Here is a 21,759-nt window from a genome sequence, read left to right on the forward strand (position 1 = left end):
TTCAGCTCTTTCCTTTTGCCAATTCTCTTACTTTAGCTGTAAGTCCACTGAGTCCCGAGCTTGCATAGGCCGCGATAAGGGATGAACCAACGATTGCTCCATCCGCGTAGCTGTTTACCTGTCTTACCTGGTCCTCGCTTGAGATTCCGATGCCAACAGCGGTGACCGATTCCGGAGAGTTTTTTCGGACTTTAGAAACAACAGACTTCGCCTGGGAATCAAGGTCCTCGCGTGCACCAGTGATGCCCATCGTAGAAACCGCATAGACGAAACCGCGTGAGCGTAAGCTCGCGTTTCCAACTCTCGAGTCACTCGACGAGGGAGTCGCTAGGAACACGCGATCAAGATTGTGAGCATCGGTCGCAGCGATCCACTTGGCCGCCTCATCTGGGATCAAATCAGGAGTTATGGCCCCAGCTGCTCCAGAATCTGCAAGATCGGAGGCAAAACGTTCCACACCGTAAGAAAGAACAGGATTCCAGTAGGTCATGACCAAAACTGGAGTCTGAACCCTAGAAGTTATCTTTCTGATTGCATCGAAAGCATCCGCTAACCGGAAGCCATTTTCTAGAGCTTGTTCAGTTGCCTTTTGAATCACCAGTCCATCCATTACTGGATCACTGTAAGGGATGCCTAATTCGAGAATGTCGACTCCAGACTCACACATTGCCACTGCTGCCTCGATTGAATCATCGATCGTTGGATAGCCAATTGGAAAATAGCCAATCAGGGAACCACCAGAATTCTTATTGGCTCGAAGTGTTGCCTCAGTTCTACTCATCTAGACCAACCCAAAATACTTAGCGGCAGTTTCCATGTCCTTATCCCCTCGGCCGCTGAGGTTTACAAGAACTTTACTGCCTGGCTTCAAGGTTGGAATTAGTTGTGCAATACCGGCAAGGGCATGAGCAGTTTCAATGGCGGGGATAATTCCCTCAGTTCTGCTAAGAGTTCTGAGCGCTTCCATAGCTTCTGAGTCGGTGACTGGTATGTACTCCGCGCGACCGATATCTTTCAACCACGAATGCTCGGGGCCAACGCCTGGGTAATCAAGACCAGCGGAAATGGAATGTGATTCGAGGGTTTGACCATCCTCATCTTGTAACAGATAACTCATCGCCCCATGTAGTACCCCAGGACGTCCGGCACTTAGTGTGGCCGCGTGCCTTCCAGTGGCAACCCCATCTCCAGCAGCTTCCATGCCAACAAGTCGGACATTGTCATCTAGGAAAGCATGAAAAATTCCAATTGCATTGGATCCTCCACCCACGCAAGCAACTACCGCGTCTGGCAGTGACCCTGTTTCTAGAAGCATCTGCTGCCTAGCCTCAGTTCCAATCACAGAATGGAAATCGCGAACCATTGTTGGAAAAGGATGTGGGCCTGCAACTGTGCCAAGAAGATAATGAGTACCACTGACGTTGGCTACCCAATCACGCAAAGCCTCATTGATTGCATCCTTGAGAGTTCGACTTCCCGTTTTGACAGCAACAACCTCAGCCCCAAGAAGTCGCATTCTGGCAACATTCAGCGACTGCCTGACGGTGTCGACCTCTCCCATGTAAACAACACAGTCCAGCCCAAGCAGTGCAGCGGCTGTTGCGCTAGCAACTCCGTGCTGCCCAGCACCAGTTTCAGCAATAATTCTTCTCTTGCCCATTCTTTTGGCAAGTAGCGCCTGACCCAGAACGTTGTTGATCTTGTGCGAGCCAGTGTGGTTTAGGTCCTCGCGCTTTAGAAAGACTCTTATGTCTCCAATGGTGGCGGCAAACTTTGGGGCCTCGGTAAGTATTGAAGGACGACCGGTATAGGTTTTGTGCAGATGTGCTAGCTCAGCAATAAAAGTAGGATCGCTCTTTGCTTCCTGATAGGTCTTATCAAGTTCGTCCAACGCGGCAATTAGCGACTCAGGAACAAAACGACCACCAAACTCGCCAAAATATGGCCCGACTTGATCCGCGAGTTTCTCCGACATGTAATAAGCCTAAGGCTTTGCGACTTCGCTAAAAGAGCTAACCAATTCAGACGCGTTACCGATTACAAGCGCCTCGCCCACTAAGACGCAATCAGCACCGTAGGACGCATACTCTTGAACATCAGATACGTTCCTAACTGCCGATTCTGCGATCTTGATGGCACCAGAGGGAGCCAAAGAAGCCAACCTGCCGAACAAGGTTCGATCTGTCTCAAAAGAATCCAGGTCTCTGGCGTTGATTCCGATGAGTCTCGAATCGATCTCGCAAGCACGCAGAACCTCCTGTTCGGAGTGAGTTTCAACAAGCGCCGCCATTCCCAACTGTTCTATAAGGAGTTTTAGTCTCAACAGAGTCTTTTGATCCAAGCCGGCAACTATCAAGAGCACTAGATCTGCTCCGTGAGCGCGAGCCTCGAGTACCTGATACTCGTTTGCGATGAAGTCTTTGCGCAAAACCGGGACACTAGTGGCTTTTCGAACTTCGTCGAGATCATGCAAAGTGCCAAGGAAACTTATTCTCTCGGTTAAGACACTTACTGCCCCCGCACCCGCAACCTCGTAGGATTTGGCAAGCGCCGCAGGATCTTCGATCGTGGCGATACTTCCGCGCGATGGGCTAGCTCGCTTAATCTCCGCGATCACTCGGATATTTGAAGGGCTCAGTAGATGCTGCTCGTATGAGATTGCTGTTGCAGCCTGTAGAGCCAATTTCTCAAGCTGTTTAACTGGGACTAGTTCTTCGCGTTCAGCGGCGTCCTTAATTGCCCCAGCGAATAAATCTTGGAGCAATTAGTTCTTAGACTTCGATCCGCCAACGCCATAACCTGCGCGTTTCAAATACCAGCCAGCAATTAATCCGAATCCAGCTAATCCGGCGCTAGCCCAGACCAAAAGGGCCTGGTCTAGCCAGAAAAACAGTGTTCCGAGGGAGAAGGCAACGATAATTACGGTTACTGTAGCCCATGCAGCAATTGAGTCTCCGTGGCCTGGTTCGGCACTATTTGTAGTCATAATCTCTCCTCTTTCACTATAACTTTATCAGTTCAATTTCAGTTCTGACTGCTCCAAAGATTCTCGGGAAGCTGACTCTTTTCCTTTCTCGATTTGATGGCCGGACTCCTGAGTCCTACGAGTGCAAGATATGCCAAAGCCATTCCATTTAGGGCTAGCGCCAAGAGATACGCGCCGGTGAAACCGGCGTCTGAGCTGGACACTAAGAATTCCGAAGTGGAAACTTCTTCAATTACACCGGTCTGATCAGCAAGCACCCTCATAACGGTGCTCTGGATCTGATCAAGTGAATTTAGCAATACATCAATAAAGTTCCATACCAGAAGTGGCAATACAGAACCCGCCAAGATTCTTGTGATCAATGGTTTGACAAGAAAGCTAATCAAAATAGTGACAACCTGTAAAGAGATAAGCGTTCCAATGACCGGGAAAGCTAGGAAACCACTGATGTGGATATCGCCTCCTCCAGCGCTTTCTGAAACCTCAAAGCTTTGCCAGCTCTGTCCCGCCGTTATCGCAAGCAAAGCTAAACAAGCTAGCCAACCGAGGGACGCTTGAACAGTTGTCACGATAGTTTCCTCATGGAGTTTGCCATTGCAATCGCCTTGAGCGGTGCTGAGGCTTTTGAGATTGTCTCTTGGTTCTCTGATTCTGGTATGGAGTCAAGCACGACACCTGCTCCCGCTTGGACGTAACCCTTACCATCACGCAAGACGACTGTGCGAATTGCTATTGCCAAGTCCGCATTGCCGGAAAAATCGAAGTATCCAACCACTCCACCAAAGAGACCTCTGTTCATGGGTTCAAGTTCGTGTATAACCGAAAGCGCCATTGGCTTAGGCGCGCCTGATAATGTTCCAGCAGGAAAAGTTGCCCGAACGACATCAACTGCAGAGCGACCGGAGGAGATTCTCCCCTCAACTGTTGAAACTAGATGCATGATGTGGCTGTACTTCTCCACCGACATAAACTCCGTAACAGATACAGAGTCCGGAACACAAACCTTTAGCAGATCATTTCGAGCGAGATCAACAAGCATGAGATGCTCAGCTTGCTCTTTGTTGTCGGCTAGCAAGCTCTCGGCGAACATCGAATCTTCTTCACCAGTTGCACCTCTGGGTCTTGAACCCGCGATTGGGTGCAGCACCGCGGAGTCCTGATTAACCTTCACTAAGGCCTCAGGTGAAGATCCCACCAAGGAAAAGACGCCGTTAGAGTCGGCGAGATTCAGTAGATACATATACGGACTTGGGTTTAGCGCTCTCAGCCTTCTGTAGACATCAAGGGCGGATGCAGTGACTTCCATTTCAAAGCGCTGCGATACGACAACTTGGAAGACATCCCCTAGCTCCACACGGGACTTGGCCTGCTCGACCATCTCGATAAATTCCTGATCACTTGTGCTTCTTCTGTAGTCGAGAGGCGCATTAGTGTCAATTTCCGCAATGAATGGTGGCTGTGTCGACAGGAGCTCGGATTTCAGTTTCTCGATCCTAGCTACTGATTTTGCATACTCCTGACCAATGTCAACACCGTCAGTTAGGTACAAGTTAGAAATAAGTTTCAGTGTTGAATCTGAGTGATCCACCACGACCAAGTCTCGCAATAAAGAAAACGCCATCTCAGGAATCTCGTAGGAGCCGGCTTTTGGACTTGGCACAGCTTCGATCTCGTTGACTACTGCCCAGCTTAGAAACCCGACCATCCCAGACACCAGTGGAGGAAGTCCTGGCGTTGGTGCAGCCCTGAAGAATCTCTGGATCGATTCGATTGCATCTAGTCCATTGCATCCTGCGATCAAGGTTGAAACGACGTCACTGGTTTCGCTTGGCTCTGATTCGATCCAGCGCACTTCCGACGCTTGCTTTAGAAGCATCCCTAGGTTAGACACCCCAATAAATGAATACCTAGACCAAACACCTTGCTCGGCTGACTCTAGAAGGAAGCAGCCAGTGGAGTCGCCGGCTAGTTTCTCAAAGATGGAAAGGGGGGTCTCGCTACCCGAGAACAAAGTCGTGACCAGGGGTATGACGCGAAAATTTTCCGAAAGCTTCCTGGCTTCGTCGAGTGAGATCATAAAGCAAACACCTTGACGCAAGAAAGGCAAAGGCTAGCTGTTGACAGCATTAGATCGACTCAGCAAGTAGCCGGAGTTCACTTATTCGTTCGTTTCGGTTCGCCTCGGAAAACACCGCGCTGCCCGCTACAAAAGTGTCTGCACCAGCACGTGCTAAATCGGCGATGTTAGATAGCCCTACTCCTCCATCAACCTGCACCGACACTTCGAGGCCACGATTTGTTATGAAATCCCGAGCTTGCGAAATCTTAGGTATCACTGACTCAATCAGCCCTTGTCCTCCAAAACCGGGCTCAACTGTCATGACTAATAACATGTTGGCGTGCTCAAGCAAGTCGGCAACTTTCTCGAAAGCCGTTCCCGGTTTGATCGCGATTCCCACTTTCGCGCCCGAGCTACGAATCTGAGAAATTGCTTCTTTTGGGTCTGAGGCAGCTTCGAGGTGAAAGGTGACCGAGGAAGCTCCAGTTTCCGCGTATTTTCCAGCCCATCGTTCCGGATTCTCAATCATGAGATGGACATCGAGCGGCACAGTAGTGATCTCCTGTAGTCGCGCCACGACAGGAACCCCGATAGTTAGATTAGGGACAAAATGGTTGTCCATTACGTCAACGTGTATCAGGTCTGATCCAGATATCGTTCTTAGCTCAGCCTCTAGGTTGGCAAAATCAGCACTTAGTATGCTTGGCGCGATTCTCATCTTCACCCTACAACTTTACCTTTTTGCGAAACAGGGCAATGAACATGGCGTCCGTTCCATGGATGTGTGGCCACAACTGTGCGGTTCTAAATCCTGTATCAAGACCGAGATCCGGGGTGATCTCGTTAAGAATGTCGTTTGCGGGAAGTAGTTCAATGTTGTCCCGGAACTTAGATTCCGCCCAAGTCACCAACGCGGTGGTTTCACTTAGATGCGGTGAACAGGTGACGTAACCTAGCACGCCACCTGGTAACAAAGCGTCCCAAGAAGCTTCGAAGAGATCCTTTTGGAGCTTCGATAGCTCAGGAATGTCAGTTGGCTTCTTCCGCCAGCGCGATTCAGGTCGTCTCCTAAGTGCCCCCAGTCCAGTGCAGGGAGCGTCTAGTAGCACACGAGTGTATCTTTCCCCTGAAGCACCGATTCTTCGACCATCGCCAATACTCACTTTGATATTTGAGATTGGCTTTAGTGCTTGCTCAACCAGCTTCGCTCGATGCAAAGAGACTTCATTAGCTTCGAACAACACCGATCTCTGTGTGGCAACAGCTGACATTAAAGCCGCTTTGCCACCTGGACCTGCGCAAAGATCTAGCCATCTAGTGTCTTCAATTGATATCTCGGCCGCTAATAGCGCTAGAACAGCAAGCTGTGAGCCCTGATCTTGGACGCGGACGTGACCAGCTTGAATCTGAGGGACTCGAGACGGTGGAACACTAAGTTCCATACCAATCGGACTCGCGCTTCCTTGGGTTCCAATATCAGAAAGTTCCCCGACATTTGCAAAGCCAGGAAGCGCTGCAACTGATACTTTTGCCGCTGTGTTGTCTGCAACTAAGAGTCCCTCAATTGACTCTCCAATCCCCCGACTCTCAAGAGCAGCTCTCAAGGATTTCACGATCCACAACGGGTGCGAATAGATCAATGAGAGTCTTTCGTCCTGTGACCCTTCAAGATCTGCAACTTTGGTTATCCACTGATCTCGAGATTTTTCAGAGATCCTCCGAAGAACAGCGTTTACAAATCCAACCGCAGACTTTGATGCTTTCTCTTTGGCTAGGTTTACAGACTCGTTTATTGCGGCATGGGCCGGAACCCGCATTCCAAGAATCTGGTGAGCACCTAGCAACAGCACGATAAGAGCGTAAGCGTCAATTGATTTGATGTCACGAGAAGAAGCTATCTCGATAATTTTCTCATAGAACAACCTGTTTCTAAGTGTTCCAAAAGAGAGCTCTTGAATAAATCCGGCATCTCTGGAATCAACTTTCGCATCTTCAAGGAGCTTTGGTAAGAGCAGGTTTGCATAGGAGTCATCCTCCTCGACGCGCCTGAGTAGCTCAAATGCTAAAGCACGCATCAGGAGAATCGAAGATTCTCAACGCGCAGGCCTCTAAACCAATCAGCGCCTAACATCTGGGATTTACCTGCTGGTTGAACCAGCTCTAGAACCAAGGAGCCCTCTTTGCATCCCACGACGAGTTCCTTATCCACGACCCTCGCCACTGCTTGATCGGATGAAAACGACAATTGCCTTGCTCGAATAACCCGAACAGATGTTTCATTGAATTCGAACCAAGCCATGGGTTCTGGATTCATTGCCCTGATCTTGTTTAGTTGCGTGGTAGCGTCGCCGCTGAAATCCAACTTCGCAAGTTCTCGAGTTGGCTTCGAGGCAGTTGCTGTCTTTTCTGCGATGCTCTGCTCTTGTGCACTCGATAACTTTGACTCGTCAGCCAAAAGCACATCGGTAAGCAGACCTGAACCGATTACTGTCAACCTGGCGAGAAGTTCGCCAGCCGTGTCTGTGTCCTTGATCTCTAATTCAGCGCTTGAGACTATTGGTCCAGTGTCGATGCCAGTGTCGAGCCGAAATACTGTCACACCGGTATTTTTTCTTCCTTGCAAAATTGCGTGCTGAACTGGAGCGGGGCCAGGTAGCTCTGGAAGAAGAGAATAGTGAAGATTCAGCCAGCCCAACCTTGGCACCTCCAATACGGGTAGCTTGAAGATTGTTCCGTATGCAACTACAGCTCCAATGTCAGCGCTAAGTGCCTTTAACCACGCAAGAGCTAAGTTGTCTATGGTGTTTGACTTGAAGACTTCTATCCCTAGCTCCTGAGCCTTCATAGATACTGGCGATGGTGCGAGTTCCCTCGAGCGTCCAGCAGGAGCATCTTTTCTGGTGAGAACGCCAACAATGTGGACGCCTTGTTTCACAAGAGTCTCTAGAGTAAAAGCGGCGTTGTGCGGCGTGCCCGCAAACACCACTCTCAAACTATTTGACATGCTAAACAACATCTCCGTCACTCATCCGGACCTTCAAGGCTCTGACTGCCCTGCCTGAGGAGGCAAGAACGGACTTGCCACGAGACAATCGAATGGCTTCACCGCGAAGGTGCTTTGCTACCTCAACGGTATCCGAATAGCTGTACTTAACTATTAGTCGCCACTCAGTTGTGTCATTTCCCTTGAAGTGTGGCGCCGGCCCAAGTACCTTTACCGTTCCGAAGGATGTCAGCGATTGGGCCAACTCCACAAGTAAAGCCTGGGTCCCAGCAATGCTTCCTAGTCGAAGAGCAGGTGGCAACATAAGCTCTCTCCGAGATGAAAGCTCGTCAGCAGCAATCTCGATTTGTTGCCAAAGACAGAACTTCTGTGACAGTGCTCCCGACACACCAACAAGAACGGCTTCGCCGTCTACTGCAAGTTTCGAAACTGCGTTAGACCAAAGCCTCACCGCATCTTCGGTCGCCCTGAGGTTCTGTCTAGACAGGAGGGCTTGAGCATCAAGCATCACCACTGATCTATAGCCACTATCAACAAAAGGTTCAGCCCCAGCAGTTGCAATAACTAGTGTTCTGCCCTGGTTGACTCTGAGAATTCTGTTGTCGCCTGTTGACTCCACAACTTTCGCACCTGGAAATGCCCGTCCTAGCTCGGCAGCCGTCCTTGATGCCCCAGCTCTTCCCTTGCTGATCTCGAGGGATCCGCATTGGCAGGCACCAGCTGGTGAAAATGCGTTACACCAGCGACACTTTCTAGCTCCGGAACCATCAACCCAAACCGGACCAGAGCACACTTGACAAAAAATCTTCTTGTCGCAGGAGGCGCAAAACAGCGCAGTGGACTCTCCCCTGGATGCAACTTGAACTAGAACTGAGCCTGCATCCAAACCCTTTTTGATTGCTTTGTATGCATGAGAGTCGACTCGAAAGCCTGGTTCAGAAACAGCTATTTTTGGTTTTGGAAAGGATTCAGAGGATTCAGTAAGGTAACCGGTTTCAACAAGCCGCTGAATATCGGTGGATCTGGAGTGCGACAGGAATATTAGGGAACACTTCTGAATGCTTTGTCTTAGCAAAGCGCTATCACGGGTATTCAGATACGGAGCTGATTGATCAGTGAAGCTATGATCCCCGTCATCAAAAATTGCTATAGATCCAAGTTGGTAAGCTGGCGCAAGGATGACCGATCTCGAACCAACAATGACACGCGGTGTTTCATCTAATGCGCCTAGATATGCCTCATATGTCTTGGATTTGGTTTGCTCCTGAGAGAAGTTTGCAATGAAAACTTGTAGATTACAAAAGTCAAGTGCCTCAAGAAGTATTTCCTGATCTCGAAAATCCGGAACAGCGAGAATTGCTGACTTTCCAGCCAGAATGTTTATTGCAGCTATCGAGCACATTGTTTGCACCCAACTAGGGAAGCTGCGACTATCTGCTCCAATCGTCACAGAGGAAATTCCTGGCCTGGCAAGAACGGCATGTCTAGATCCTTGGACTACAAGCTCTTGAACCTGACCCTGGTTAATCAATGAGGGTTCTATCTGGGGAATCTGTGACGCAACTGTCGCGCCACTGTGAGATTTGAATGCTCTTGGCATGTGCGGTGGAACAGCTAGTTTTAGAATCTCGCCCAAAGAGGATGCGGAACGGATCGCAAGTTCCTGGAGAAACTCAATGAGCTCGGAGGAAAGAGAGGGTTTGGAACCTATTACTTCTTGGATGCTTGTAAGCTGTCCTGCAAAGTTCGATGTGGAATCGATTTCAATAACAAACCCATCGTAGATCTTTAACCCTTTACCAAAAGGAACTTTTACCCTCGATCCAACATGCGTTTGATAAGCAAGCTCATCTGGCACCAGATAATCAAAGAGTTTGTCCAGCTGTGGAAGATTTGAAACTACGGCAACCCTTGCAACTGCTGGCATGCTTACAGCTTCAGGGCAGAACGAAGTTCCTCTACTCGATTCAACTTCTCCCAAGTGAATTCAGGCAGTTCGCGTCCAAAGTGTCCGTAGGCGGCAGTCTGTCTATAAATGGGTCTTAGTAGATCCAGTGACTCAACGATTGCGCGCGGTCGAAGGTCGAAGATCTCCCTGATTGCTTTCTCAATTAATTGAGTGTCCACCTTCTCGGTCCCGAAAGTTTCCAAGTAAATACCTACAGGATTAGCGACACCAATTGCGTAAGCCACTTGCACTTCGGCTCGATCGGCAGCTCCAGATGCCACAACATTCTTCGCTACCCACCTCATAGCGTAGGCAGCAGAGCGGTCAACCTTCGATGGGTCTTTACCGCTGAAGGCACCGCCGCCGTGGCGTGACGCTCCACCATATGTATCGACGATAATTTTTCGCCCTGTAAGACCGGCATCTCCTTGTGGTCCACCAATAACAAAATTTCCTGTGGGGTTTATGAAGAGCTTTGCTTTTGAAAAATCAAGGCCGGAATCGGAAAGGATCGGATTGACAACCTGATCGCGTATGGCATCGTGGATTTGCGCTTGAGAAACTTTATCGTTGTGCTGAGAGGACACCACAATGGCTTCAACCGTGCGTGGTGTAACGCCCTCGTAACCGATTGTCACCTGAGTCTTTCCATCAGGTCTTAAAAAGTCCACCTGGCCACTTTTTCTAACCATAGCTAATCTCTCAGAGAGCCTGTGCGCGAGAGCAATTGCGGTTGGCATGTAATTGCTGGTTTCATTGCTCGCGTAGCCAAACATCAGGCCCTGGTCTCCTGCACCCTGAAGCTCATAGGGGTCGGACGATCCGCCGTCACGTACTTCGAGACCTGAATCAACACCCTGAGCGATGTCGGGGGACTGCTGTCCTATTGAAACTGACACTCCGCAACTTGCGCCATCGAAGCCGATACTCGAAGAGTTGTAACCAATGTCAAGAACAGTCTTTCGAACGATTGCTGGAATCTCTACGTAACCAGAGGTTGAAACCTCACCCGCAACATGAACCAAACCGGTAGTAACCATTGTCTCCACAGCAACACGAGCGTTTGGGTCCTCAGCAAGCATTGCATCAAGAATGGCGTCGGAAATCTGGTCACAGATTTTATCTGGATGGCCCTCGGTGACCGACTCGGATGTGAAGTGACGTAGCTTACTCAAATGGAATCCCCTTTTAGTGTCCTAACAACTTTACTGGAAACGATCTCAAGAACAGCCCTTGCGACCTCCGTCTTTGAGCCTGAGAACCTTGATGATCCGTCCTTTGAGACCAACACAACAGAGTTCTCATCTGAATTGAACACCTCGCCAGAACTAATGCTATTTGCAACAACAAAGTCACACTTTTTTGATCCCAATTTCGTCCTTGCCAGAGACTCAAGCTCTTCCCCTGATTCGGCGGCAAATGCCACAACGACCGCGCCCGAACCCGAGCTTGAAAGTTTGGCAGAGACAGCTGCAACGATGTCGGGGTTTGCAGTAAGTGAGATCTCAATGTTCTCGCCGGCGACAATCTTTTTGATTTTCTCACTAGCCACACTCGTTGGTCTGTAGTCCGCGACAGCTGCTGCCATGACCAGCAAGTCAAAACTTCCTATTGCTTGATTAACGCTCTTCTCAAGCTCTTTGGCGCTGACCACATTTTCAATCTCTAGTCCCATCAGTAGAGTTTGGTCGACATTTGCAGCAATCACATTCACACGAGCGCCCATCTCAAGTGCGGCTCTCGCAAACGCCAGACCTTGTTTACCTGAAGAATAATTTCCAACGTAGCGAGCTGGATCAATTCTCTCTCTTGTGCCACCGGTTGTAACAAGAACCCGAACCCCAGCGAGAATTTTTTCACCAAGAATCGCATTTGCCGCAGCCAGAATGCTCTCTGGCTCCGCCAAGCGACCGACACCACTATCCTCCCCCGTCAGCCTTCCAACCCCTGGATCGACGATGATTACACCTCGATCCTTGAGCGTCGAAATGTTTTGCCGAGTCGCACGGTTTTCCCACATTTCAGTGTGCATAGCGGGAGCAATAATCACCGGGCAGGTTGCTGTAAGTACTGTGGTGGTCAAAAGATCATCAGCAATACCTGCGGTAACTTTCGCTAAGAACGAAGCTGTTGCGGGTGCTACCACTATTAGATCAGCTGATTTAGCAAGAGCAACATGCTTTACACTCTCAACGTCTGTAAACAGATCTGGATCAACAATTTGAACTTTGTTGCGCGAAAGGGCTTCCAAGGTTACGGTACCGATGAACCTGGTGGCATTAGCGGTTGCTACAACCTGAACGCTATGACCGGCTTCAGTGAAGAGTCGCACTAGAGCGGCAGACTTGTAAGCTGCGATACCGCCTGTAACACCAATGACTACGTTAGCCAATTGATTAATGCCGTTTAGTCTAGATTTTTCTTGGTCAGAAGACCCTGATCAACTTCGTTGAGGGCAATCGTTAGAGGCTTTTCGTCTATGGTGACATCAACTAGCGGTCCAACGTTGCTAAAGAGAGATCCTTCGTGGAGCGAAGAGTAGTAATCGTTAATCTGACGTGCCCGCTTGGCAGCGAACATGACAAGCTCATACTTTGAGTCAACGCGGTCCATTAGGTTGTCGATGGACGGAGAGACAATACCTTCAAGCTTTTCTGACATGACAAACTTCCCTGCAATTAGTTGGATTTAACCAAGTCTACGACTTCTTGCGCACATCTGGCTACCTCGTCATTTATCACCTGGAAATCAAAGAATTCAGCTTCTAATAGCTCAGATTGAGCTGTTTCCAGCCTTTGGCGCTTATCTTCTGGGGTTTCTGTGCCTCTGTTGTTCATCCTCGACTCCAAATCCTGAAAGCTAGGCGGGCTAACAAAAACTAAAAGCGCGGTAGGGAAGGCTTTCTTGACTTGCAATGCGCCTTGAACGTCTATCTCAAGAACCACATTCCTACCCTTAGCTAGAGCATTCTCTACCGGGAGCCTTGGAGTTCCGTACCTGTGCTTCCCGTGAACGGTGGCCCACTCCAGAAGCTCGCTGGACTCGATTAGCCTCGAAAACTCTTCATCGGTGACAAACAAATATGACTCTCCTGCCACTTCCCCGGACCGTGCGCTTCTCGTGGTTGCCGAAACCGATAACTCAAAATCTTCATTATTCGCGATGATGAAGCTTGCCAAAGTACCTTTACCCACCGCCGACGGACCAGAAAGAACAATTAGTTTTGCGCTCATGCTGAGAGGCCGATCTCTAGTTCGGCTTTCGCGCTTTGAATTCTCACAAGTAGCCCGAGTGGTGAATCCCCCGCAACCGACCTAGCGACGTTGAAAATCGTAACATCGGCAAGTTCTCCGAAGATTGATCTTGCTTGCGAGAGCTTTGCGCCCTGAGATCCAAATCCCGGCGCGAGTATGGGTGTAAGACCAAGCTTCGTTGTATCAATTGCCATGTCAACAAGATTAGCCTGAGCACCAATTACCAACCCGACTGAACCCAAAGGTTCATTATTCAAGCCGGCTGCGTATGAGGCAACATGACCTGCGACGCTCTGATGATTAGTAGCTAGTGAAGCTTGCAAAGCCTTAGCCTCAGGGTTAGATGTCGCTGCAAGAATAAAGATTCCTTTTGAATTGCTCGAGGCAAAAGAGATCGTTTCATCCAGGGATTTCGGACCCAAATACGGGGAAATAGTTACAGCATCCACAGGAAATGGCCCTTCGCTTGCGAGCCATGCTCTAGCGTAACCATCCATAGTGCTTCCTATGTCACCGCGTTTCGCATCGGCAATGACCAAGAAACCGGCATCGGAAGCTCGTGAAAGAACTCGCTCTAAAACCGCAAAACCCTCAGAGCCAAACTGTTCAAAGAACGCAATCTGCGGTTTCAGAATTCCAATTTCGTCGTGACAGCACTCCATAATCTTCATGCAAAACTGCTCTGCTCCTGAAGCGGTTGCTGGAAGACCCCACTTGGAAAGCTGATCCGAACTTGGATCTACCCCCACGCAAAGCTGACCACGGAGCTCGAACTTCTTGAGTAAACGTTCCCCGAAACTATTTACCAAGAGCAGTCCTTCTATCTAGTGCATACTCCTGCAAAGATCTAACTGAGAAGGGGCCTGCGATCACAGATTCAAATGAACCAATCGCGGAGCTCAGTTGAGCGATTGTCGTGAAGATAGGCTTGTCGGCAGCCGTAGTGGCTGCACGGATCTCGTAACCATCGCGCCTGGCGGCTGCACCAGTTGGAGTGTTCACGACGACGTCAACTTTCCCTGCTGTTATCAATTCAACAATCGTTGGGCCCAGAGTCTCGGAAGGACCTTGACTGTGCTTGCGCACAGAAGTCGCCGAGACACCATGTCTTTGAAGAATCTGCGCCGTTCCCTCGGTGGCAAGAATTTCGAAACCTAACTGAGCCAATCTTCTAATTGGCAACAGCATCTGTGGCTTATCGCGATCGGCAACAGAAACAAAGATTTTTCCAGACTTTGGAAGAGCGCTTCCAGCTGCTGCCTGAGACTTCGCAAATGCGGTTGGGAAGTCTACGTCGATACCCATAACCTCACCAGTGGATCGCATCTCTGGACCTAGCAGTGAGTCGACGTACTTTCCATCTGGCGTTGCAAATCGTTTGAATGGCAGCACCGCTTCCTTTACTGATATCGGATCTCCGGCCAACGAGACTACTCCGTCAACAGCTGGAAGATGTCCTTCCGCTTTTAGCTCACGGATAGATTTTCCAACCATGACTAAAGAGGCAGCTTTCGCCAGGGTTATGCCAAGAGCCTTGGAGACAAAGGGTACAGTTCGCGACGCTCGGGGGTTAGCTTCTAAAACATAAAGAACATCTGCTGCGAGTCCGAACTGAACATTGATTAAGCCCCTAACTCCCACACCCTTGGCAATCAATTCAGTTGCGTCCCTGACGCGTCTTATCTGCGAATCGCTAAGAGTTATTGGAGGAAGTGTGCAACTCGAGTCACCGGAATGAATTCCAGCTTCTTCGATGTGCTCCATAACTCCACCGACATACAGTTCAACGCCGTCATAGAGAGCGTCAATGTCTATCTCTATAGCGTCATCGAGGAACCGGTCCACCAGAAGTGGGTGCTCCATACCAACTATTGCCTGGCCCTCAATTCGGCCAAAGTAACCAACCATGCCCTCAGGCTCGTAGACAATCTCCATGCCGCGACCACCGAGAACGTGGGACGGTCTAACCAATACTGGATAGCCAATCCGTTGAGCTACATCTTTTGCCTCTTCAAGGTTTATTGCGGTTCCATTGGCTGGACTAAGCAGTCCTGCCTGTTCCAGGATTTTAGAAAACGCACCTCTGTCCTCGGCCAAATCCAAAGATTCCGGCGTGGTGCCAAGAATAGGAACCCCGGCGTCTTTTAGCCCTTGAGCTAATCCAAGGGCAGTTTGACCTCCGAGCTGCACAATAACCCCGATGATCTCGCCGAATGCCGACTCGGCGTGAATAACCTCCAGCACGTCTTCAAGTGTCATCGGTTCAAAATACAGGCGATCTGAAGTGTCGTAATCAGTCGAAACAGTTTCTGGATTGCAATTGATCATGACAGTTTCATAACCTGCTTCAGAGAGTGCGAAGCAAGCGTGCACGCACGAGTAGTCAAACTCGACTCCCTGACCAATCCTGTTAGGACCAGATCCTAGGATGACGACTTTTCTTCTGTCGCTGGCGACAACTTCTGTTTCCTGCTCATAGGTTGAGTAGTGGTAAGGGGTGAGCGCCGGAAACTCCCCCGCGCAGGTGTCAACTGTTTTGAAGACTGGCCTAAGCCCAAGCTCATGCCTAATATTTCTTACGTCAAACTCACTCAATCTTCGAAGTTGGGCTATCTGCTGATCACTAAAGCCATGCATCTTCGCATTGCGGATTGTCTCGAAGTCCAAGTCCTTGGCCGACCTAACCTGTTCTGCAACCTCATTTATCAGCACAATCTGATCTAAAAACCATGGGTCAATCTTTGTTGCCTCGAACACTTCATCAATAGACGCACCCTTCAAAAGTGCCTGCTGAACATCGACAATGCGGCCATCTGTTGGCCTTCTGATAATCTCCACAAGATCTTTCAGTGGCGTGGTGTTAGGACCCCAGTGAAAAGAAGAACCCCTCTTTTCTAGAGAGCGAAGAGCCTTCTGCAGGGCCTGACTATAGGTTCTTCCAATAGCCATGGCTTCACCAACGGATTTCATGGTTGTTGTAAGGGTGGAATCAGCTGCCGGGAACTTCTCGAAGGCGAATCTTGGAACCTTTACTGCCACATAATCAAGGGTTGGCTCAAAACTCGCGGGTGTCACTCCGGTAATGTCGTTTGGAATTTCATCAAGGGTGTACCCGAGTGCTAGCTTTGCCGCAATCTTCGCTATAGGAAACCCTGTCGCCTTAGAGGCGAGAGCGGAAGATCTCGACACCCGAGGATTCATTTCGATAACAATGACACGTCCATTTAGTGGGTTTACCGCAAACTGAATGTTACATCCCCCGGTGTCAACGCCTACCGCTCGGATGATCTGAATTGATATGTCCCGCAGATTCTGAAACTCCCGATCTGTAAGAGTGAGGGCGGGAGCCACTGTAATTGAATCTCCCGTATGTACTCCAACAGGATCAACGTTCTCGATCGAACAAACAACAACTGCGTTGTCGTTCTTATCTCGCATCAGCTCAAGCTCGTACTCTTTCCAGCCGAGGATAGATTCCTCAAGCAAAACTTCACTTGTTGGGCTGGCATGCAGTCCAGCACCTGCGATTCGGACTAGATCTTCCTTGTTATAGGCAAAACCGGAACCCAAGCCGCCCATCGTAAATGACGGGCGAACAACCACCGGGTAACCCAAACTATTCGCGCCTGCTAAAGCCTCATCAATGTCATGAGCGATCACCGACTTGGCAACATCAGCACCGGAGTCCAGAACGATTTGCTTGAACTCACTTCGATCTTCACCAGCACGAATTGCAGCTACGTTCGCTCCGATTAGTTCAACCGAGTACTTCTCTAATACGCCCATCTCATGAAGCTTCATCGCCGCGTTTAGAGCTGTCTGACCTCCAAGTGTTGGAAGAATTGCGTCTGGTCGCTCTTTTGCGATGATTGCCTCAATAACCTCCGGGGTAATTGGCTCCACATAAGTGGCGTCAGCAAAGTCAGGATCAGTCATGATGGTTGCCGGATTGGAGTTGACGAGAATAACGCGAACTCCCTCTTCCCTAAGAACACGGCATGCCTGGGTTCCGGAATAGTCGAATTCACAAGCCTGACCAATAACAATCGGTCCGCTCCCAATTACAAGAACACTTTTAAGATCATCTCTTTTTGGCATCAGTTCAACGCCTTCCGACTAGAGATAGTCTCAACCAGGCGATCAAACAGGTGATGTGAATCATGTGGGCCCGCTGCCGCCTCCGGATGGAACTGAACTGAGTAAGCGCTAAGCTCCAAACACTCGAGACCCTCAACGCAGTCATCGTTTAGATTGACGTGAGAAACTCGCACTTTGCCAAAACCAGCCGGAGAGTCAACGATTTCACCGTTCTCACCACCGGGAACTGAAACCGCAAACCCGTGGTTGTGAGAGGAAACTTCTACCTTGCCCGTTGTTCTATCAAGAATTGGCTGGTTGATACCTCGATGTCCAAAAGGGAGCTTATAGGTTTCAAAACCAAGTGCCCGACCAAGTAATTGATTACCAAAACAGATTCCAAAGAATGGAATTCTGCGCCTAAGAATCTCTTGCAGGAGAGCTACCTGTCCTGCGGATGCGCTTGGGTCTCCAGGTCCATTCGAGTAAAAAACAGCATCGGGGCTAGTTGCCAATACTTGATCAAGATCGGAAGACGCAGGCAACACGGACACCACAAGACCTCTGTTGATCATTTGGGCAATTGTTGTGCGCTTGATTCCAAGATCGAGAATGGTAACTCGACCAACATACTGACCCATGTGTGGGACTTCATAAGCATCCGGGGTTGTTACTACAGAGCTCAGCGAGAGACCCTTCATTTCGGGGGTCTCGCGAACTATCTCAAGCAATCTCTCTAGGCTTTGCTCCGATCTTGGACCCGAGAATATTCCTGCCCGCATAGCGCCAAGTGAGCGAATGTGTCTAGTTAGAGCTCTGGTGTCTATTCCGCTGATTCCGACGATGAAGTTGCTCTCAAGCTCCTCATCAAGGGATTTTTCTGAGCGATAATTCGAGACGATCCTAGAAGGTTCGCGCACCACGTATCCGGAGACCCAGATTCGGTTGGATTCCTCATCCATGCTGTTCACACCGGTGTTGCCAATGTGCGGAGCTGTTTGCACAACGATCTGACCAGCATACGAAGGATCGGTTAGCGTCTCCTGGTATCCAGTCATGCCGGTGGCAAAAACAATCTCTCCCAATGCTTGCCCAACTGCCCCGTATGAACTACCGTGAAAAACTTTCCCGTCCTCTAGTACCAACAATGCCGGAATCATTTAGCACCAACAATCAGCTGAGAGACCTTCAGGGCAATTTCATCCCTTGCTTGAGAGCTTGCAAACCTGAAATGCGATTCAAGCTCCGCATCCCCAAGTTGCCAGCGAAGCGACAACAGTCCATCCTTCTCGACAACTTTGTCGATCACTCCCGATGTTCTGGAAAGATCCACCAGAGCCGAGGAGCTGATCGTGAAACTTCGCTCACCGCTTCGGAAAACCTGAACTTCGCTATCTGATACGTGCACATTGGCTTTGCCGGCGAAGCCCAGACCGTGAGCGGAAACACGCTCTAGTGGGCGGCCCGCAAAGGTTGTGGCGACATACAAACCGCTACTTCCAACATCGCTGAAATCGGTGAAATCCGGAGTCGCCAGCTGGCGACCTTGGGCTTTCGATCTGTTCCTCCAAGTCACCCCCGCCCAAACGATGAGACCAAAAAGAGCAGCTACGAAGGCTAGGCCAACTTGATAAAGCTCAAACATCGGCCTCACTCTCCCTTATTTTTTTGTTGCTCAAAGTAAATTCTCCGTCATAAATCGTGTGGACTACACGCCCCTTGAATTCCATTCCCCGATAAGGGTTATTTGCGCTTTTCGAATGGGTTTCTGCTTCGCCCACCCAAGCTTGCCCCAAATCAACCAAAGTGAGATTCGCGCGACTTTCTGGAAGTAAATAGCTACCCTGACCCTCGAGGCCGGCAATTCTTGCAGCAGTAGTGGACATAACCTGTGCCAAACGCTCAAGATTTGACGCTCCTGAATCGATCAGAACTTGTTGAGCGACGGTATAAGCAAACTCAAGCCCAATCATTCCAAAAGCAGCGCTTGCCCAGTCGGTGTCTTTAGATTCTTTTGGATGCGGTGCGTGATCGGTAGCGATAACATCTATCGTCCCATCGACCAGCGCCTCGCGGAGGGCTATCACATCATCAGCTTCTCTTAGAGGAGGGTTCACTTTGAAGAGTGGATCGTAACTTTCAGCCAGATCCTCTGTTAGTAACAAATGGTGAGCAGTAACCTCAGCAGTTACCTGAATGCCCTTGGCCTTAGCTTGTCGAATAAGTTCAACCGATCCCCTGGTGGACACGTGGCATACGTGCAATCGTGATTCGGTAAGTTCAGTGAGCATGATGTCTCGCGCGATAATCGACTCCTCGGCCAATGCCGGCCATCCGGCTAAGCCCAGACGCGAAGAAAGACTCCCTTCGTTCATCTGAGCGTTTTTTGTAAGCCTAGGGTCTTGAGCGTGCTGAGCAACTATGCCACCAAAACCTTTCACATACTCCAGCGCTCTGCGCATCAGCAGTGGGTCATGCACACAGTTACCGTCGTCACTAAAGATTCTTACATTGGCAGCAGAATCATGCATCGCCCCAAGCTCAGCAAGCTGTTCACCGGCAAGACCAACAGTAACGGCCCCTATTGGTTGAACATGGACTAAACCGACTTCCCTACCGATGCGAAACACTTGTTCAACAACGCCGGCGGTGTCAGCTACTGGAAAGGTATTTGCCATTGCATGAACTGCGGTGTAACCGCCGGCAGCAGCCGCCATTGAACCAGATCTAATAGTTTCGCTATTTTCAAATCCAGGTTCGCGAAGATGAGTGTGCAGATCAACAAAACCTGGCAAAACGTGGAGCCCAGAGCAATCCACTATCTCGTGATTAATACCATTAGTTTTTGAACTCGCTATCCGACCACTCTCGACTACAACGTCAACTGGATTTCCGCTGGTGTCTAAAGCATTTTGTAAAATGAAGTTCATCGCGTCTCGCCCTTCTCGCCAGCCAGTAAATGAAATAGAACTGCCATACGAACTGCAACCCCGTTTTCAACCTGATCGAGGATTCTAGATTTTGAACTGTCAGCACTTGCGGCATCTATCTCAAGCCCACGATTCATGGGCCCTGGATGCAAAACAACCGAGGCATCGCCGAGCCTTGAAAGCCTTACCGAATTCATTCCCCAAATCCTTGAGTACTCTCGCTCGGTAGGAAAAAAAGATGCTTCCATGCGCTCAGATTGGATTCGCAGCATTATCACTGCATCAGGCGCAAATTCGTCAATGGCCCTATCAAGGGAGTAGTAAATTCCGCCGCTTGGCTCTAACGATCTAGGCACCAAGGTGGCTGGACCACAGGTTGCTACTGTGGCGCCAAGGGCTGTAAGAAGTATCAAATTCGAACGCGCGACCCTTGAGTGTGAAATGTCGCCAACGATAAGAACTCTCTTTCCAGAAAGATCATTTCCAATTGGCTCGCTCACTAGCGCTTGCCTTATAGTCATGGCATCTAATAGGGCCTGTGTCGGATGTTCGTGCGAACCATCGCCGGCATTAATCACAGCCGATTGAACCCACCCCGAATGCGCTAATCGATGGGCTGACCCGCTGGCACCATGTCGCAAAACAATAGCGTCTGCGCCCATTGCCTCCAGTGTCTGCGCCGTGTCCTTCAAAGATTCCCCCTTGGAAACCGAAGATCCCTTTGCGGCAAAATTGATCACGTCGGCAGACAGGCGCTTTGCGGCTAGTTCAAAAGAAATCCTGGTACGAGTTGAGTCTTCGAAGAACAGGTTTACAACGGTCTTACCTCTAAGGGTTGGCAACTTCTTAATGTCTCGCTCATTTACGTCTGACATTTCGTGCGCGAGATCCAGAATCTGAATTATCTGTGGCCTTTTCAGATCAGCGGCTGATAGCAAGTTCTTCAATCCTCAATCACCACTTCGTCGCTACCGTCTACCTCTTGCAGCTTTACCGAGATTCTTTCGGTCAAGGCTGTTGGGAGGTTCTTGCCGACGTAGTCAGCTCTTATTGGTAATTGACGGTGTCCTCTATCTACTAGAACGGCAAGACGAACAGCAGCCGGACGCCCATGATCATTCAGAGCATCGAGAGCCGAGCGAATGGTTCGCCCGCTGAATAGAACATCGTCTACCAGGACAACGGCTTTGCCGGAAACACCAGAGGTAGGGATGTTGGTGGTTCCTACTACTCTTGTTGGCTGATCTGATAGATCATCTCGGTACATCGTGACATCAAGAGATCCGACCGATACGTCGGAGGACGAGTGTTCCTTGATAACCTCGGCTATTCGATTAGCTAGCTGTACACCTCTGGTAGGAATACCCAGCAACAGTAAGTTTTCTACACCGCGATTTTGCTCAAGAATCTCGTGTGAGATACGAGTTATAGCCCGACGAATATCGTCCGAACTTAAGACAGTGCGCTTTGACAACGCCTACCTCCTTCTTCGCCTCACAGG

Annotated in this window: 21 protein-coding genes; all 21 read right to left on the bottom strand. The window is 49.7% G+C overall.

Translation table 11 applies throughout. The features are described from left to right. Position 1 precedes the first annotated feature (1 nt). Genes trpA through pyrR form a run of 21 tightly spaced genes read right to left on the bottom strand, consistent with a single transcriptional unit; the run spans position 2 to position 21,732 of the window. Positions 2–781 carry a tryptophan synthase subunit alpha gene (gene trpA / locus AC9UFE_RS00600; RefSeq protein ID WP_509544646.1) on the bottom strand — a complete coding sequence of 260 codons (780 nt, stop codon included), beginning with the start codon at positions 779–781 and terminating at the stop codon, positions 2–4. Further along, on the bottom strand, positions 782–1,975 hold the full coding sequence (gene trpB / locus AC9UFE_RS00605) for a tryptophan synthase subunit beta (RefSeq protein ID WP_509544648.1): 1,194 nt from the start codon (positions 1,973–1,975) through the stop codon (positions 782–784). It lies immediately after the preceding gene. Positions 1,976–1,984: 9 nt separating this feature from the next. Then, positions 1,985–2,764 carry an indole-3-glycerol phosphate synthase TrpC gene (locus tag AC9UFE_RS00610; RefSeq protein WP_509544650.1) on the bottom strand — a complete coding sequence of 260 codons (780 nt, stop codon included), beginning with the start codon at positions 2,762–2,764 and terminating at the stop codon, positions 1,985–1,987. Continuing rightward, entirely contained in the window at positions 2,765–2,986 is a 222-nt protein-coding gene (locus AC9UFE_RS00615) for a DUF6704 family protein (RefSeq protein ID WP_509544653.1), read from the bottom strand. 38 nt (positions 2,987–3,024) lie between these two features. Further along, positions 3,025–3,555, bottom strand: a complete 531-nt coding sequence (locus AC9UFE_RS00620; RefSeq protein ID WP_509544656.1) for a hypothetical protein — start codon at positions 3,553–3,555, stop codon at positions 3,025–3,027. Beyond that, entirely contained in the window at positions 3,552–5,063 is a 1,512-nt protein-coding gene (locus AC9UFE_RS00625) for a chorismate-binding protein (protein ID WP_509544659.1), read from the bottom strand. Before AC9UFE_RS00625 ends, AC9UFE_RS00620 begins: the two co-directional genes overlap by 4 nt. Positions 5,064–5,112: 49 nt before the next feature. Then, a complete protein-coding gene (gene rpe, locus AC9UFE_RS00630; protein ID WP_509544662.1) occupies positions 5,113–5,763 on the bottom strand; it encodes a ribulose-phosphate 3-epimerase in 651 nt (216 codons plus the stop codon). Positions 5,764–5,770: 7 nt separating this feature from the next. Beyond that, positions 5,771–7,120 (bottom strand): RsmB/NOP family class I SAM-dependent RNA methyltransferase, encoded by a 1,350-nt coding sequence (locus tag AC9UFE_RS00635; protein ID WP_509544665.1) that lies wholly within the window; start codon positions 7,118–7,120, stop codon positions 5,771–5,773. Further along, positions 7,120–8,049: a methionyl-tRNA formyltransferase gene (gene fmt / locus AC9UFE_RS00640; protein WP_509544668.1), complete on the bottom strand. Its 930-nt coding sequence runs from the start codon at positions 8,047–8,049 to the stop codon at positions 7,120–7,122. The genes AC9UFE_RS00635 and fmt overlap by 1 nt, the downstream gene beginning before the upstream one ends. Position 8,050: 1 nt before the next feature. Beyond that, complete coding sequence (locus AC9UFE_RS00645; RefSeq protein WP_509544671.1) at positions 8,051–9,976, bottom strand: primosomal protein N' family DNA-binding protein; 1,926 nt, start codon at positions 9,974–9,976, stop codon at positions 8,051–8,053. 2 nt (positions 9,977–9,978) lie between these two features. After that, the gene (metK, locus tag AC9UFE_RS00650) at positions 9,979–11,172 is read right to left on the bottom strand and encodes a methionine adenosyltransferase (RefSeq protein ID WP_509544674.1); all 1,194 of its coding nucleotides are present in this window, start codon (positions 11,170–11,172) and stop codon (positions 9,979–9,981) included. After that, positions 11,169–12,389, bottom strand: coding sequence for a bifunctional phosphopantothenoylcysteine decarboxylase/phosphopantothenate--cysteine ligase CoaBC (gene coaBC, locus AC9UFE_RS00655; protein WP_509544677.1), 1,221 nt, complete (start codon positions 12,387–12,389; stop codon positions 11,169–11,171). The genes metK and coaBC overlap by 4 nt, the downstream gene beginning before the upstream one ends. A gap of 14 nt (positions 12,390–12,403) precedes the next feature. Beyond that, positions 12,404–12,658 carry a DNA-directed RNA polymerase subunit omega gene (gene rpoZ / locus AC9UFE_RS00660; protein WP_509524188.1) on the bottom strand — a complete coding sequence of 85 codons (255 nt, stop codon included), beginning with the start codon at positions 12,656–12,658 and terminating at the stop codon, positions 12,404–12,406. 17 nt (positions 12,659–12,675) lie between these two features. Next, positions 12,676–13,230 (bottom strand): guanylate kinase, encoded by a 555-nt coding sequence (gene gmk, locus AC9UFE_RS00665; protein ID WP_509544680.1) that lies wholly within the window; start codon positions 13,228–13,230, stop codon positions 12,676–12,678. Next, on the bottom strand, positions 13,227–14,060 hold the full coding sequence (gene pyrF / locus AC9UFE_RS00670) for an orotidine-5'-phosphate decarboxylase (RefSeq protein WP_509544683.1): 834 nt from the start codon (positions 14,058–14,060) through the stop codon (positions 13,227–13,229). The genes gmk and pyrF overlap by 4 nt, the downstream gene beginning before the upstream one ends. After that, positions 14,050–17,349, bottom strand: coding sequence for a carbamoyl-phosphate synthase large subunit (gene carB, locus AC9UFE_RS00675; protein ID WP_509544687.1), 3,300 nt, complete (start codon positions 17,347–17,349; stop codon positions 14,050–14,052). Before carB ends, pyrF begins: the two co-directional genes overlap by 11 nt. Then, positions 17,349–18,488, bottom strand: coding sequence for a glutamine-hydrolyzing carbamoyl-phosphate synthase small subunit (gene carA, locus AC9UFE_RS00680; RefSeq protein ID WP_509544690.1), 1,140 nt, complete (start codon positions 18,486–18,488; stop codon positions 17,349–17,351). The genes carB and carA overlap by 1 nt, the downstream gene beginning before the upstream one ends. Continuing rightward, a complete protein-coding gene (locus AC9UFE_RS00685; RefSeq protein WP_509544693.1) occupies positions 18,485–18,973 on the bottom strand; it encodes a PH-like domain-containing protein in 489 nt (162 codons plus the stop codon). The genes carA and AC9UFE_RS00685 overlap by 4 nt, the downstream gene beginning before the upstream one ends. After that, the gene (locus tag AC9UFE_RS00690; protein ID WP_509544695.1) at positions 18,966–20,258 is read right to left on the bottom strand and encodes a dihydroorotase; all 1,293 of its coding nucleotides are present in this window, start codon (positions 20,256–20,258) and stop codon (positions 18,966–18,968) included. Before AC9UFE_RS00690 ends, AC9UFE_RS00685 begins: the two co-directional genes overlap by 8 nt. Next, complete coding sequence (locus AC9UFE_RS00695) at positions 20,255–21,205, bottom strand: aspartate carbamoyltransferase catalytic subunit (protein ID WP_509544698.1); 951 nt, start codon at positions 21,203–21,205, stop codon at positions 20,255–20,257. Before AC9UFE_RS00695 ends, AC9UFE_RS00690 begins: the two co-directional genes overlap by 4 nt. Next, positions 21,202–21,732, bottom strand: coding sequence for a bifunctional pyr operon transcriptional regulator/uracil phosphoribosyltransferase PyrR (gene pyrR, locus AC9UFE_RS00700; protein ID WP_509544701.1), 531 nt, complete (start codon positions 21,730–21,732; stop codon positions 21,202–21,204). Before pyrR ends, AC9UFE_RS00695 begins: the two co-directional genes overlap by 4 nt. Positions 21,733–21,759: the final 27 nt, after the last annotated feature.

Source organism: Rhodoluna sp. (assembly GCF_044239955.1).
Lineage (GTDB): Bacteria > Actinomycetota > Actinomycetes > Actinomycetales > Microbacteriaceae > Rhodoluna.

What these genes read in the sequence shown, in the direction of transcription:
- trpB (WP_509544648.1), bottom strand. Translation starts at nt 1,975, where the DNA reads ATGTCGGAGAAACTCGCGGATCAAGTCGGGCCATATTTTGGCGAGTTT.
- rpe (WP_509544662.1), bottom strand. Translation starts at nt 5,763, where the DNA reads ATGAGAATCGCGCCAAGCATACTAAGTGCTGATTTTGCCAACCTAGAG.
- AC9UFE_RS00625 (WP_509544659.1), bottom strand. Translation starts at nt 5,063, where the DNA reads ATGATCTCACTCGACGAAGCCAGGAAGCTTTCGGAAAATTTTCGCGTC.
- fmt (WP_509544668.1), bottom strand. Translation starts at nt 8,049, where the DNA reads ATGTCAAATAGTTTGAGAGTGGTGTTTGCGGGCACGCCGCACAACGCC.
- AC9UFE_RS00635 (WP_509544665.1), bottom strand. Translation starts at nt 7,120, where the DNA reads ATGCGTGCTTTAGCATTTGAGCTACTCAGGCGCGTCGAGGAGGATGAC.
- carB (WP_509544687.1), bottom strand. Translation starts at nt 17,349, where the DNA reads ATGCCAAAAAGAGATGATCTTAAAAGTGTTCTTGTAATTGGGAGCGGA.
- trpA (WP_509544646.1), bottom strand. Translation starts at nt 781, where the DNA reads ATGAGTAGAACTGAGGCAACACTTCGAGCCAATAAGAATTCTGGTGGT.
- AC9UFE_RS00645 (WP_509544671.1), bottom strand. Translation starts at nt 9,976, where the DNA reads ATGCCAGCAGTTGCAAGGGTTGCCGTAGTTTCAAATCTTCCACAGCTG.
- AC9UFE_RS00685 (WP_509544693.1), bottom strand. Translation starts at nt 18,973, where the DNA reads ATGTTTGAGCTTTATCAAGTTGGCCTAGCCTTCGTAGCTGCTCTTTTT.
- AC9UFE_RS00615 (WP_509544653.1), bottom strand. Translation starts at nt 2,986, where the DNA reads ATGACTACAAATAGTGCCGAACCAGGCCACGGAGACTCAATTGCTGCA.
- rpoZ (WP_509524188.1), bottom strand. Translation starts at nt 12,658, where the DNA reads ATGTCAGAAAAGCTTGAAGGTATTGTCTCTCCGTCCATCGACAACCTA.
- carA (WP_509544690.1), bottom strand. Translation starts at nt 18,488, where the DNA reads ATGATTCCGGCATTGTTGGTACTAGAGGACGGGAAAGTTTTTCACGGT.
- gmk (WP_509544680.1), bottom strand. Translation starts at nt 13,230, where the DNA reads ATGAGCGCAAAACTAATTGTTCTTTCTGGTCCGTCGGCGGTGGGTAAA.
- AC9UFE_RS00690 (WP_509544695.1), bottom strand. Translation starts at nt 20,258, where the DNA reads ATGAACTTCATTTTACAAAATGCTTTAGACACCAGCGGAAATCCAGTT.